General features: G+C 63.5%; 11 protein-coding genes. 4 read left to right on the top strand and 7 right to left on the bottom strand.

The window, feature by feature from the left end; translation table 11 throughout:
- Positions 1–30: 30 nt before the first annotated feature.
- The 3 genes from KLP42_RS02990 to KLP42_RS03000 all read right to left on the bottom strand — a co-directional run bounded on the left by KLP42_RS02990 (position 31) and on the right by KLP42_RS03000 (position 3,037).
- The gene (locus KLP42_RS02990) at positions 31–549 is read right to left on the bottom strand and encodes a BA14K family protein (protein WP_215564653.1); all 519 of its coding nucleotides are present in this window, start codon (positions 547–549) and stop codon (positions 31–33) included.
- A 123-nt stretch (positions 550–672) separates the two neighbouring features.
- Positions 673–1,752 carry an FAD-binding oxidoreductase gene (locus KLP42_RS02995; protein ID WP_215564655.1) on the bottom strand — a complete coding sequence of 360 codons (1,080 nt, stop codon included), beginning with the start codon at positions 1,750–1,752 and terminating at the stop codon, positions 673–675.
- A 40-nt stretch (positions 1,753–1,792) separates the two neighbouring features.
- On the bottom strand, positions 1,793–3,037 hold the full coding sequence (locus KLP42_RS03000) for an aromatic ring-hydroxylating oxygenase subunit alpha (RefSeq protein ID WP_215564657.1): 1,245 nt from the start codon (positions 3,035–3,037) through the stop codon (positions 1,793–1,795).
- 451 nt (positions 3,038–3,488) lie between these two features.
- Here KLP42_RS03000 and KLP42_RS03005 point away from each other — a divergent pair, with 451 nt between their 5' ends.
- The 3 genes from KLP42_RS03005 to KLP42_RS03015 all read left to right on the top strand — a co-directional run bounded on the left by KLP42_RS03005 (position 3,489) and on the right by KLP42_RS03015 (position 6,624).
- Positions 3,489–4,100 (top strand): DUF6656 family protein, encoded by a 612-nt coding sequence (locus KLP42_RS03005; protein ID WP_215564659.1) that lies wholly within the window; start codon positions 3,489–3,491, stop codon positions 4,098–4,100.
- Positions 4,101–4,146: 46 nt separating this feature from the next.
- Positions 4,147–5,127 (top strand): L-threonylcarbamoyladenylate synthase, encoded by a 981-nt coding sequence (locus KLP42_RS03010; protein ID WP_215564661.1) that lies wholly within the window; start codon positions 4,147–4,149, stop codon positions 5,125–5,127.
- A gap of 66 nt (positions 5,128–5,193) precedes the next feature.
- The gene (locus tag KLP42_RS03015) at positions 5,194–6,624 is read left to right on the top strand and encodes an FAD-binding oxidoreductase (RefSeq protein WP_215564663.1); all 1,431 of its coding nucleotides are present in this window, start codon (positions 5,194–5,196) and stop codon (positions 6,622–6,624) included.
- Positions 6,625–6,634: 10 nt separating this feature from the next.
- On the opposite strand, the gene KLP42_RS03020 is transcribed toward KLP42_RS03015, so the two are convergent.
- Positions 6,635–8,938, bottom strand: coding sequence for a DUF1217 domain-containing protein (locus tag KLP42_RS03020; RefSeq protein WP_215564665.1), 2,304 nt, complete (start codon positions 8,936–8,938; stop codon positions 6,635–6,637).
- 338 nt (positions 8,939–9,276) lie between these two features.
- Here KLP42_RS03020 and KLP42_RS03025 point away from each other — a divergent pair, with 338 nt between their 5' ends.
- Positions 9,277–9,843, top strand: coding sequence for a DUF6101 family protein (locus KLP42_RS03025; protein WP_215564667.1), 567 nt, complete (start codon positions 9,277–9,279; stop codon positions 9,841–9,843).
- A 130-nt stretch (positions 9,844–9,973) separates the two neighbouring features.
- Here the strand turns inward: KLP42_RS03025 and ubiA are convergent, their stop codons facing one another.
- The 3 genes from ubiA to KLP42_RS03040 form a co-directional block, all read right to left on the bottom strand.
- Positions 9,974–10,936, bottom strand: coding sequence for a 4-hydroxybenzoate octaprenyltransferase (gene ubiA, locus KLP42_RS03030; RefSeq protein WP_215564668.1), 963 nt, complete (start codon positions 10,934–10,936; stop codon positions 9,974–9,976).
- A 271-nt stretch (positions 10,937–11,207) separates the two neighbouring features.
- Complete coding sequence (locus tag KLP42_RS03035; RefSeq protein WP_215564670.1) at positions 11,208–12,026, bottom strand: MipA/OmpV family protein; 819 nt, start codon at positions 12,024–12,026, stop codon at positions 11,208–11,210.
- A gap of 101 nt (positions 12,027–12,127) precedes the next feature.
- Complete coding sequence (locus KLP42_RS03040; RefSeq protein WP_215564672.1) at positions 12,128–13,384, bottom strand: cyclopropane fatty acid synthase; 1,257 nt, start codon at positions 13,382–13,384, stop codon at positions 12,128–12,130.
- Between the last annotated feature and the right edge of the window lie 16 nt (positions 13,385–13,400).

Raw genomic sequence — 13,400 nt, forward strand, 5'->3', positions numbered from 1 at the left:
CCCGAAAGGACGGCCGCGGCCCGCATCTCCTCAATAGGGCGAGTTGCAGACGCGGCGCTCGCCGCGGCTATTGGCGACATAGGTGTTGTCCGAGGCCCGGTAGGTCTTGTAGCGCTGCTCGCACCACGCGTAATGACGGGGCGAATAGCGACCCGGCCGCACGCGATCCGGCGTGATCGGTCGCGCCTGCTGGATGGCACCGCCGGTAATCGCGCCGGCGGCAAAGGCCGCGAGCGGGAACCAGAAGCCGTCGTGATAACGATAGCCCGGACGATGATCGCGATAGCCGCGATAGCCGTTCATGTAGCCCGAGCGCTCGGCCGGACGGGCGCGCGGGGGAATGCGGCGCAGGTCCGGCCGGTCATTGCCCCAGCGGTGCAGGCGGTAGCGCGGGTCTTCCCGGTCGCGAAACAGAACCTGTGCCTTGACGACCGGCAGCGTGTCTGCCGTCGCCGGAGCCGCGGCGGGAAAGGGCATGGCACCTGCCGGCGACAGGCCTGTTGCGGCAAGGCTCAGCGCCGTTGCCAGGATCGCGAGTGTCTTCCTCATTGCGGGTGGGTTTCCTCTTGCATGTTTATGATGAGGAAAACGCACGGCAGGGCTTGGCGGTTCCGTCACGTCCGCGTGCAGCCGAAAAGGACTTAGACCCCGACGCGCGAGGCCGACAATATCCTAAACCTCGATCTCGATGTCGCCCTTCGGCCGCGAGCAGCAGGCAAGAATATAGCCCTCTTCGATCTCCTCGTCGAGAATGCCGCCATTGTGGTTCATCTCCACGTCGCCGGACAGCATCATCACCCGGCAGGTGCCGCAGAGACCGGATTCGCAGGCCGCGCCGATGCGGATGCCATTGGCGCGCGCCGTCATCAGCACCGTCTCGCCCGGCTTGCAGGCCGCCTGCTTGCCGGCCAGCGCGAAGGAAATCATCGCCGGCGCCTCGCCATCGGCAAGGGCTGCCGCCTCCGGCTCCACGGTCTGCACCGCCGGCTGGAAGCTTTCCTGATGATAGCGGCTCATGTCGAAGCCGGCGCCTTCCAGCGCCGAGCGAACAGCCGCCATGAAGGGTTCCGGCCCGCAGCAGAAGATGGTGCGGTCGAGGAAATCCGGCGCGAGCAGCGAGATCTTTGCCCGGTCGACGAAGCCGCGCAGGCCATGCCAGGGCTCGGCGCGCCCGCAATGTTCGACGACGAAGCCGAGGTTCAGCTTCGGCATCAGCCGCGACAGGTTTTCCAGCTCGTGGCGGAAGATGATCTCGGAAGGCGAGCGGGCACAGTTGATGAAGACGATATCGGACAGCGGCGCCCGGTCGGCCATGTCGCGCGTCATCGACATCATCGGCGTGATGCCGGAGCCGGCCGAGATGAAAAGATACTTCTCGCCCGGATGCTTCACATAGGAGAAGTCCCCGAGCGGGCCATAGGCGCGGATCGACATGCCGGGCTTCAGGTTCTCGAACAGCCAGCGGGTGCCGATGCTGTCCTTCTGCGCCTTCACCGTCACCGCCAGCGCGTAGGGGCGCGAGGGGCTGGAGGAGAGCGTATAGGTGCGCATCACCGGATCCGGGCCGACCGGGATTTCGAGCGTGACGAACTGGCCGGGCAGATAGCGGAACCAGACCGGCCGTTCCGCCCGGAAGGTGAAGGTCATCACATCCGGGGCCTCCAGCGTCACGGAGGTGCATTCGAGGCGGTGCAGCCGGTCGCTCCACGGCTGCAGCTGGTCGACATGCTGGTAGGTCACGGCGATGTTCATGGCGCTCATCCTCCTGCTGTTCGTCCTTGCGCGTGCCCGATCAGGCGACGGCGTGGAGCCGCGCCTGATCGCCCTGCAGGCGGTTCAGCATGAAGTTGGTGTACCACTCGACGAACTGCATGACGCCGCCTTCGTGATCCGGCGAATAGGGACCGGGTTCATAGGCGGGCGAGCGGATGCCGAAGGCGTTTTCCTCAACGATCGAGCGGTCCTGGTCGTTGGTCATGTTCCACACATGCGTCAGTTCCTCGAGGTCGTAATCGACGCCCTCGACCGCATCCTTGTGCACCAGCCAGGTGGTGGTGACGGCAGTTTCCTCCGCCGAGATCGGCAGCACGCGGAAGGAGATCGCGTGGTCGCCCAGCATGTGGTTCCAGGTGGTCGGGTAATGGAAGAGCAGCATAGTGCCGATATGGCTGATCTTCACCTCATCCGACAGGGGACGCCTGACGGCGCGCTTTCCGGACATGGTGTAGCTTTCCGCATCCTGGATCAGCGGCATGCGGGCAACGCGGAACTGGCCGCTCTGGTGCATGTTGAAGCTGCTCGGCAGGCCGGCACCCTCGCAGCGTTCCCAATGTTCGGAAATGAACGGATCGTCTGCCGCGCCCTGCACGCCGGTCGCCGTCGGCGCCTCGGGATAGGTACGGCAGAGTTCCGGGTGGTTGCCGGCGCAATGGTAGCATTCGCGGTTGTTTTCCCAGACGAGCTTCCAGTTGCCCTTTTCGATGATGGTGTTCTTGTGGGCGACCTTGGCCTCCCAGAGGCGATGCGGCGCCATATAGGGCTCGATGGTGGCCCGCACCGGCGCAAAATCCGGCGCCTCGTTGGCAAGACAGATGAAGATATAGCCGCCGACCGTTTCGCAGTGGACGGGCTTCATGCCGAATTCCGACTTGTCGAAGTCCTCGCCCATCTGGCGGGCAAAGACCAGCGAGCCATCGAGATCGTAGGTCCACTGGTGGTAGGGACAGACGAGCTTGGCGGACGCGCCCTTTTCCTGCGTGCAGACGCGGTGGCCACGGTGACGGCAGGTGTTGTGGAAGGCGCGGATCACCTTGTCGCGGCCGCGCACGATGACGACCGGATAATCGCCGATCTGCACGGTGACATAGTTCCCGGCCCGCGGAATTTCGCAATCATGGCCGATGAACAGCCAGTCGCGATACCAGATCATTTCGAGATCGAGCTTGAAATAATCGGCATCGATGTAGAAGGGCTGCTCCAGGCTGTAGCCGGGACGCTGGTTCTTCAGTTGCCGCAGCACCGTATTGCGAATGTCCATCTTGCGTTCCTGTCGATGGCGGCGAGGCGTCGGCACGCGGACAGGCCGCCGGCCACCGAGCCTTGCGGTCCGTTACCGTCACCCACCGCGATGGGTCACACTGTCACTCGGGCTGGTGTGAGGCGGAAGGCGCCGGCACATGGCCCGGCCAGACCCTCCAAGTCTCCGCCTTGGGAAGGGGCGAAACCTCGAGTGTCCCATCTATAGCCGACGCCCTGTCGGAGCCACACGGTGCAATGCGACATGCTTTTCCGCATTGACGACAAAAACGCGACATGTCGCGGCACCGGCATCTGGTCTTTCCCCTGCAAAAGCAGGCGATTGGCGCCGCAGACGCGCCGCAAGGCCGGCCGCGTTGCGACGCAAACGGAACAGGCGCCATTTGCGCGGACGCAAGCCTGCGTCAAGGATCCCGGGTTACGCTTGCCCCATCGCGAGGGAGTGAAGAGCCGTGGACGCCAAGGCAAAGCGCCGATATTTCGACATCCGCTCCGCCCTGTCGGCGGAAACGCCGCAGAAGACGGCCGCCCACTCGGAATTCCTGCGCACCGGCCGCATTTCCCGCAACCGGCGCGACTGGCTGCCGGAAGAGCGCCGCTACCTCACCTATGAGGAGGTGGCCGAGCGTACCGAAAAGCGGCTGACCGCCGCCGGCGAGAAGACACATGAGCGGATCAATGCCGTCCATCGCACGATCCGCTTCCCCAAGATCGTCTTCAGCCGGGCGCTGTCCGAAAGCCCGCATCTCGGCTATTGCCACGTCACCGCGGCCCGCACCGTGTTCGAGCGCACCGCGCCGATCCACTGGTCCTTCTACATCTGCAATTTCCTCGCCGAGATCGGCGCGGACGAGCAGTTCTTCGAGCGCATCCGCACCGATTACGACCGCATGTATTTCGCCGTCGCCCTCGACCTGCAGCCAACCGGCGAGGCCCGCATCAACAGGACGGTGCGCGACAACGGCATCCTGTTCCGCACCAGCGACCCGATGGAGGCGCTGAAGAACGTGCTGATCCTCGGCGCGCCGGACGCGGCGCTGCGCCAGGTGATCCGCAGCCTGTGAAAGCGTTTGCGCCAGGGGGGCTTTTGGCGTTATTGCAGCCTTTATCATGGCTGCACGCATCATCGACATCGCGACGCATCGCACCCAGGCGCTGACCGAGGCCTCCGCAAGGCTCGGAGAAGGCTTGCCCATCGCCATTCCGACCGAGACCGTCTACGGACTGGCGGCCGATGCCACCAATCCGGCCGCCGTCACGCGCATCTACGAGGCCAAGGGGCGGCCGCGCTTCAATCCGCTGATCTGCCACATGGCGGATCTGGCGATGGCCGAGCGTCACGCGATCTTCGATCCGGTCTCACGCCTTCTTGCCGAAGCCTTCTGGCCGGGACCGCTGACGCTGGTGCTGCCGCGCCGCGCCGAAAGCGGCATACACGATCTGGCCACCGCCGGCCTCGATACGGTCGGCGTGCGGGTGCCGCGCGGCTTTACCAGCGATCTGATCGCCGCCTTCGGCCAGCCGCTCGCAGCCCCGAGCGCCAACACATCCGGCAAGGTCAGCCCCACCAGCGCCCGCCACGTGGCAGAGGATCTGGGCGAAAAGCTCAGCCTCATCATCGATGGCGGCAAGGCCCCGGTCGGGGTCGAATCGACCATCGTCAAGGTGGAAGGCGACCGGGTGCGGCTGCTGCGCCCCGGCGGCATTTCCGCAGAAGCCATCGAGCGGCTGACGGGCCGCAAGGTCGAGCGGCAGGAAGGCCTTTCCGGTGCCATCGAGGCGCCCGGCATGCTGGCCTCGCATTATGCGCCGGGTGCTGCCGTTCGCCTTTGCGCCACATCCGTCGAACCGGGCGAAGCCCTCATCCGCTTTGCCGGTCAGCCGGTGGCGGGCAGCGAGGCGGCAAAGGCCGTGTTCGATCTCAGCCCGGCCGGCGACCTCTCCGAGGCGGCCGCCCATCTCTTCGACTATCTGAAGCAGGCCGACGCGACGGGGGCCGCCCGCATTGCCGTGGCAGCCATTCCGGATGAAGGGCTCGGCGAGGCGATCAACGACCGGCTGGCCCGTGCGGCCGCCCCGCGCGATACCTGACGCCCGGACGGGACGTCCCGACAAAGCGGACGCCCGGCGGCGCCGACAAGACCGAGGAGACATGCCATGGATGCCCGCCTGCCCTCTTCCGATCTGATATCCCGCTTTACGGCCATTGTCGGGGCGGCAAATGTGGTCAGCGACCCTCAGGAGATCGCCCCGCGGCTCGTGGAAAATCGCGGGCTCTACAAGGGCGCCTCGCCGCTGGTGCTGAAGCCGGGCTCGACGCAGGAGGTCTCCGCCATCCTGACGCTTGCCAGCGAAACCGGCACCGCCATCGTGCCGCAGACCGGCAATACCGGCCTCGTCGGCGGCCAGACACCGAGCGCGGACGGCACGCAGCTGATCCTGTCGCTGGAGCGGATGAACCGTATCCGCGACATCGACCCTCTCGCCAACCTGCTGGTTGCCGAAGGCGGCTGCATCCTGGCCGATGTGCAGAAGGCGGCGGAATCGGTCGGGCGGCTGTTTCCGCTCTCACTCGGCTCCGAAGGTTCCTGCCGCATCGGCGGCAATCTCTCCACCAATGCCGGCGGCACCGCCGTGCTGGCCTATGGCAACATGCGCCAGCTGTGCCTCGGCCTTGAAGTGGTCCTGCCGACCGGCGAGATCTGGAACGGCCTGCGGCGCCTGAAGAAGGACAATACCGGCTATGACCTGCGCGACCTCTTCATCGGCGCGGAAGGCACGCTCGGCGTCATCACGGCGGCCGTGCTGAAACTCTTCCCGCAGCCGGTCGGCCATCAGGTGGCCTTTGTCGGGCTCGCCTCGCCGCAGCACGCGCTCGAACTGTTCGAAAAGGCCTCCAACCTCTGCGGCACGGCGCTGACCGGTTTCGAGCTGATGCCGCGCATCGGCATCGAGTTTACCACCCGCCACATTGCCGGCGTGCGCGATCCGCTGCCGACGGTGCATGACTGGTACGTGCTCGTCGATATATCCACCAGCGATTCGGCCGAGACGGCGGAGCGGCTGGCGCATGCGCTGCTGGAACAGGGGCTGGAGGCCGGCCTCATCGAAAACGCGGTGATTGCGGCTTCGGTCGCCCAGGCAAAGGCGCTATGGCACATGCGCGAAAGCATGTCGGATGCGCAGAAGCCGGAAGGCGGCTCGATCAAGCACGACGTCTCGGTGCCGGTCTCGAAGATCCCCGCCTTCATGGCAGCTGCGGAAGAAGGCGTGATGGCGGCCATGCCCGGCGCACGCATCTGCGCCTTCGGGCATCTGGGCGATGGCAATATCCACTACAACATTTCCCAGCCGGTCGGCGCCGACAAGGCGGCGTTTCTCGCCCGCTGGCGGGAGATGAACGCCATCGTCCACGGCATCGTGCTGGAGAAAGGCGGCTCGATTTCCGCCGAGCACGGCATCGGCCAGCTGAAGCGCGACGAACTGGCGGCGATCCGCCCGGAAATCGAGATCGAGCTGATGCGCCGCATCAAGCACGCCTTCGACCCGGCAGGCATCATGAACCCCGGCAAGGTGATCAGCGCCTGAGGAGGCTCGATCAGCCGGTTTGCGACAGCGAATAGAGCAGGTCGGCGCTGATGCCGGCGCTGTTGGCGCTGCCGGTAAGGATCGACAGCGCGGACGAGCTGGAATCGGAGTTTTCCAGATCGTACATCACGGTGAACTTGTCGACCATCTTCGAGACCTTTTCCGGATCCTTGAGGTCTTCGAGGTTCATGTACTTGTTGACCAGTTCAGCCTGCTTGTCGACGTCGAGATTGCTGAAGCTTTCCGGCAGCTGGAAGCTGACGCGGAAGAATTCGAGCAGCGCGGTGTCGCCCAGAATGTCGTAGGCGCTGGTGATGGAATGGGACATGCGCTCGAAATAGAGCGCCAGGCGCACACCATTGTTGCTCTCGCCCTGCTCCTCCTCCAGCGTCTGGCGGGTATAGCGGTTCTGGGTCTCCAGCACCTTGCCCTGGCTCTGCACGCCGGTGCTTTCGCGCGCCTCCAGCTTGCCGCTGGTGTTGAAGTTGAAGGTGCCGAGGATTTCCGCCCAAGCGGTGTTTTCCTGCTTGTTGACGAAGCTGTTCGGGTCGGAAAGATCCGAGGAAAACACCTGCTTGAGGAAATCGGTGGTCACGGTGGAGGCGTCGATGTCGTAGGCGGTCAGCACCACCTTCACCAGCCGCTCGTCGTTGATGAAGTCAGACGCGCTCTGGATCGACAGCATCTTTTCCGAATAGTAGGTCACCTCGTCGGACGCCTTTTCCTTGGCGGCCTCCTTCTCGTCATCGGCAAGGAAACGCGTCATCTGCACGGTATAGTCGGAGGCGATCGACTTGATCGTGCCCTGTGACTGGGCCGTCAGCGGCGCGGTGACATCGCCGCTGGTGGTGAAGTTGAAGGCCTTGGCGAGCGTCAGGTAGCGCTCGTCCTTCAGGCTGTAGACATAGCTCTTCGGATCGTCGAGATCGCTGGTCAGCACGCGCTTGATGGTCAGCTGCGAAACCTCGTCGGGATCGAGCCCCACGGCCTTGAGGGCGAAGTTGTAGACATCCTTGGTGGACAGGAACTCGGCCACCGAATCCACTTCGGAAATGGCCGCCTTGTAGAGGCTGATCGCCTCTTCGTCCGCCTCGTCCTGATCGTCGTTATAGGTGCTGTAATAGCGGTTGATGGTGGAGTCCTGCTGGGTCGCGGTCTGCGCCTGGCCGGCCGTCACGGTGCCGTCGGTGCTGAAGCCGAAATCCTTGGCCAGTTCCAGATAGGCGGGATTGCTGGCGCCGAAGCGGTTGGCATAGCTGTTCGGATCGTCGAGATCGCTGGTGAGGATCTGCTCGATGGTGGAGGTCACCACCGTGATGCCGGTCAGCCCGTAAGCGGTCTTGATGAACTTGTAGAGGCGCGTATCGCCGATGATGTCGGAGACATTGTCGACCGTGGCCATCTTCTCCTTGAAATAGTCGGCATCATTGAGCGCGGTTGCCGTGGACACGCGATCCTGCTTGCTCAGATAGAGGTCGTTGATCGTTGCCTTCTGCTCCGCGGTCTGCACGCCGCCGCTCGGCGCCGTGCCATCGGCGTTGAACTGGAAGGCATCGGCCATGTCGTAATATTTCTGGATCGTCTCGAGCTTGGCCTCGTATCCGTCGATCTCGGCCTGGATCGTGGTCTTTTCCGTCGTGTCGGTTGTGGCGGCAAGCCGGGTCTGCGCATCGGCAAGCTGCGTGTTCAGCGTGTCGCGCTGGGGGCCGAGCGTCTGGTTGATGTAGCTGGAGGAATCGCTGGTGTCGCTCGACAGCACGCCGCGCAGCAGGCTGCGCGAATAGTATTTCTCCGAAATGTCATAGGCAGTGAACAGGTAGCTGCGCAGGCGGTCGTTATTCAGCAGGTCGTCGACGCTGCCGACCTCGTCCATCATCGCATTGAAGTAGTTGGTTTCGGTGGTGACCGCATCGCCCTCGCTGACCATGGTGGCGGTGTAGAGATCCACCATGGCGGTGACCTGGGTGCCGGACTGCGCCGTCTTCTCCTCCGAGGAGAAATTGAAGGCGGTGGCGAAATCGCGGTAGCGGTCGTCGGTCAGCTTGTTGGCGAAGCTGTCTTCGTCGGACAGATCGCTTTCCAGCACCTTGCGCATGAAGGCCTTGGCATAGGTCATGTCCTCCAGCCCGTAGGCCTTCATGGCATAGGAATAGAGACGGTAATCGTCGAGGAACTCGTCGACGCTGGTAACCTTTGCGATGTTGGCCTTGTAATATTCGGCCTCGCGGCTGACGTCCGTCTGTTTGGATACCCGCTTCAGGCTGGCCTGAAGATCACGGCTGACGAGGTCGTAGCTGAGATAGGTCGATACCATTCGCGAAGCCTCTCGTTCTCCTGCCTGCGTGCGTTTACCGGTGCGCAGCATACGTCAACGAAACTTAAAGAATTGCTGTCGGGGCTTTGCACACGGGGCTTGCCCGGGGCTTTCCCTCCCCCGAAACCTGTTCTGGGCCCATACAAACGGGGCCTTGTTCATCTTCAGGAAACCCTGACGGATTCACTTTTGCTAACCATCAGGGGAGGCAGGAATTTCTTAACCGCAATTTTTAAGCGGTTCTGGAAAGGGGCCGCCTATGCTCCAGCCCATCAGAGGACAAAAGTCCCGCGAGAGATCGAAAACGGCTCTCAGGTAAAACAAGGGTAGCATTCGAGATGACAAATACGGTTCTGAAACCCTCTTGGGCAGGTGCAACGCTTCGGCTGGACCCGACGCGTTTCCCCCAGCAGATCACGTACGGGCTGCATGACGCCGCCGGCGATGTCACCATCACCATCGACGAACGGGGCGCAGTCCTTCGCAAGATCCTCCCCGGCAGCGGCCTGCCGCTGTCCTTTGCCCTTCCCGCCCGCGCCTTCAAGGGCGTTGCGGCCCGCGCCATCGACCATGGCAATGGCGAGGTCACGGTGACGCTCGAACTGCACCATGACGATCCCGATCTGTGCATCCCGCTGCTCGTCGCCCATGATCTGTGCGACATCGCCGCAGACTGGCGCAGCTGGTCGGATGCCTTCCGCATTCCCATGCTGATGGTCGAAGCCGATGGCGTTGCCCGCCCGCTGGAAAACCATCTCGGCGACATCCGCATGCAGGACAGCAAGCCGCGCCGCCGCCACTCCTATTTTGCAGCCCGCCGTCCGCGCTTCCTGGTTCGCCGATCCACCGGCAGCCTCGGCGTCGCGATGCGCATCGAAGGCAAGGAGATCATCGCGCGTCGCTGATCCCACCGGCCATCGACAGGCCACGCATCGCGGATGTTCCGGAAGGAGCAGACCTCCCATCCAGAAGCCCGGCCCCTGCCCGGGCTTCTTGCGTTGCGGCCCCTGGTTGCGGCCCCTGCCGGGCGCACGATCAGCGCCCCTGGGACACCAGCGACAGGACGAGGGCAAAGAAGATCATCGCGCCGACCGGATGATTGAACTTGAACAGCTTCATGCACTGGTCGGGATTGTCGATATCGAGGATCAGCACCTGCCAGGCAAGCATCAGTGCCACGATCACGAGGCCGACATAGCCGAGAAAGGCCACGTGACCGGCAATGAAGGCAAACAGCAGCAACAGTATCGTCAGCGCATAGAGACCGGACAGCCAGGCCTTGGTGTTCTCCCCGAACAGCCGCGCGGTGGAACGTACGCCGATCAGCGCATCGTCCTCCTTGTCCTGATGGGCATAGATCGTGTCGTAGCCGATGGTCCAGGCGATCGCCGCGCCGTAAAGCCAGAGTGCCGCCCAGGACAGGCTGCCGAACAGCCCCGCCCAGCCCATCAGCGCGCCCCAGGAAAAGGCAAGGCCGAGGAAGAACTGCGGCCAGTCGGTGAAGCGCTTGGCAAAGGGATAGATGGCGACGACGAGCAGCGAGGCAAAGCCGAGACCGATGGTGAAGCCGTTGAACTGCAGGAGCACCCACAGGCCGACCAGCGCCTGCAGCGCCATGAAGATCTTGGCCTGCAGCCGCGTGACCCGGCCGGATGGCAGCGGCCGCGAACGGGTACGCGCCACCTCCATGTCGATGCGGTGGTCGACAATGTCGTTATAGGTGCAGCCGGCGCCGCGCATGGCGACCGCGCCGATGAAGAACAGGAAGAGGTGGAAGAGCTTCACCTTCAGCGAAAACACCCCGTCCGGCCCCATGTCGGCATTGGCCGCCAGCGCCGAAGACCAGAAGCAGGGCCACATCAGCAACTGCCAGCCGATCGGCCGGTCCCAGCGGGCAAGCTGCGCATAGGGCCACAGCGCGCGCGGCAGGGCGCGATAGACCCAGTTGTCGGAAGGGGCGTCGGCCACGCGGCCCGAAAAATCATGCAAGGTGCTCATGGGCGAAGTTCTAAGCGGTTTGTCGTCAAAAGCAATCGCCCCCTCGGCAAGCACGGCAGCGCGAAGCGGGCGCCGGATGCCCGTTTCCATAACAGATCTCCATGATGGAAATCTGTCGGAGGCGCCGCCGTCCGGCGTCAGCCGACCGTCTAGAGCATGTCCAGCAAAAGTGCGTTAGCGGTCTTGCGTCCGGACTGCGTAAAAACAAAAAGATAGAGCATTTCACGTGATCCCGTTTTGACCGGAAATGCTCTAGCGAGATCGATGGAGACTACGGGCGGGCACCCGGCACATAGCCGAAGGTGTAGGTGGCCGTGACCCCCACCATGACCTGGTTGCGCGAGCCGCGCTCCCGCACCAGGCTGCTGTCGGCCGCATCGCCCATCAGCCGCCTATATTCGGCAAAGGATCCGATGGTCAGGCGATCGGTGCTCTTCCAGGAGATGGCCGCTCCGACACCCATGGCATGCAGGCCGCTCTGCGGATCGAAGGGGGCAAGGCCGGAGGCCTGCGACTGGCTGTCGCTCACGCCGAAATAGGTGGATTTGTAATCCTTGCTGGCCCAGGTGATGCGCGGGCCGCCGGACACCTGCAGCCCCGGCACCAGATCCGAATAGCCGTCGAGCGCCAGATCCGCCACCACGCCGTGATGCGCCCGCACGCCCTGCCGCACCTCGCCGCGCACGCGAATTCCTTCCACCGGATAGAGTTCCGCAAAGCCGCCGGCCTCCAGCCCCCATTTGACCGAGCCGAGCCCCTTCAGGTCGTCGCTGCGGCTTTCCCGCTGCGAGGGCACGAACCGCCCGACGAGCCCTGCGTGGAAGCCGCCTGCCCCCAGCAGCATGACCGAGGGGCTGTCATTGCGGGACACGAAGACCGGCCGCTGCCCGCGACCGAGCGCGATCACCGGTGAAAATGTCAGACGGCGCTGGTCATCGCCCTGATAGCGCGGCGCCTGAAACCCCATGCCGCCCAGGGTCAGATACCAGTCCTTCGACCAGCCTGTCGGCTCCTGGGCTAGGGCAGAGGCGCCGGCAAACGGCAGGAGAAACACACAGGCCGCACAGGCAGCCCTTCGGAAAAATGGCATCCGCAAACTCCGGTAACGCAAGACAAATAGCCAGAATGAGTCAATTGCGGACAGTAGTGTCTTGCGATTACCGATTCGTTAACCAGATTGTTAACCGGATATCACAACGTGACCAGTTCAAGAGCCTTGCGCGTTGCCTCGAATGTCTTCAGCTTTTCCTCCTGCACCGCAATATAATCGCGATGATGCGGAACGCTGTCGCGCGATTTCTTCAGCTGGATCTGGAAAATGAAGAAATTCTCGTGGGTAAAGGCCATTTCGGAGCCGGCCAGATAGAATTCCCACATGCGGAAGAATCGCTCGTCATACAGCGCCACGGCCTCGGCCCTGCGGGCCAGGAAACGCTCGCGCCAGTGGCGCAGCGTATGGCCGTAATGCATCGGCAGGATCTCGATGTCGGAGACCAGCAGGCCGGCCCGCTCGATATGCGGCAGCACTTCCGAGAGAGCCGGAATGTAGCCGCCCGGGAAGATGTATTTCTCGATGAAGGGGTTGGTGACGTAGCTCACGCTCGGCTGACCGATCGAATGCAGCACCATTACCCCGTCATCGCTGAGGAACTCATTCACCTTGCGGAAAAAGTTGCGGTAGTTGGTACGCCCGACATGCTCGAACATACCGACCGACACGATGCGATCGAACCGCTCGGCCGGTTCGAAGGTGCGATAATCCTGCAGCTGGAAACGAACCTTGCCGGCAAGATCGCGCCGGGCCGCGCGCTCGCGGGAGACCTTCAGCTGCTCCTGGCTGAGCGTGATACCGGTAACATCAACGCCCGCCGCTTCGGCAAGATACATCGCCATGCCGCCCCAGCCGGAACCGATTTCCAGCACCCGCTGACCGGGCTGAAGCAGCAGCTTTGCCGCGATGCGGCGCTTCTTGGCAAGCTGCGCCTCTTCCAGCGAAATGCCGGGGGGATGGAAATAGGCGCAGGAATATTGCCAGTCCGGATCGAGGAAGAGCGCGAACAGGTGCTCGTCCAGATCATAATGATGGGCGACATTGCGGCGATTGTGGTTGACGGGAACCCGATTGCGGAATTGCGAGACGGCGACGCGGGCAAGCCCGCGCCACAGCATGCCGAAGGTCAGCCCCTCGCTCAGCGTATTGTCCTTCACCAGCGCGAGGAACTCGTAGATGTCGCCCTCTTCGACGATGAGGCGACCATCCATGTAAAGCTCGCCGAGCTTGAGGGCCGGGTCGGCCGCCAGTTCCGCTTCCGCCGCATCATCGGTAAAGCGGAGGGTCACGCTGCGTCCCCCTCCGCCTCCGAACCGTTCCTCTCCCGCCGGTCCACGGACGGTCAGAGTTCCGATCTTGATGATCTTTGCCACCAGAAGACGCAAGGACGAGGCCATCATTACCTCCGAGATA

Source organism: Rhizobium sp. CSW-27 (assembly GCF_018760785.1).
GTDB lineage: Bacteria > Pseudomonadota > Alphaproteobacteria > Rhizobiales > Rhizobiaceae > Neorhizobium.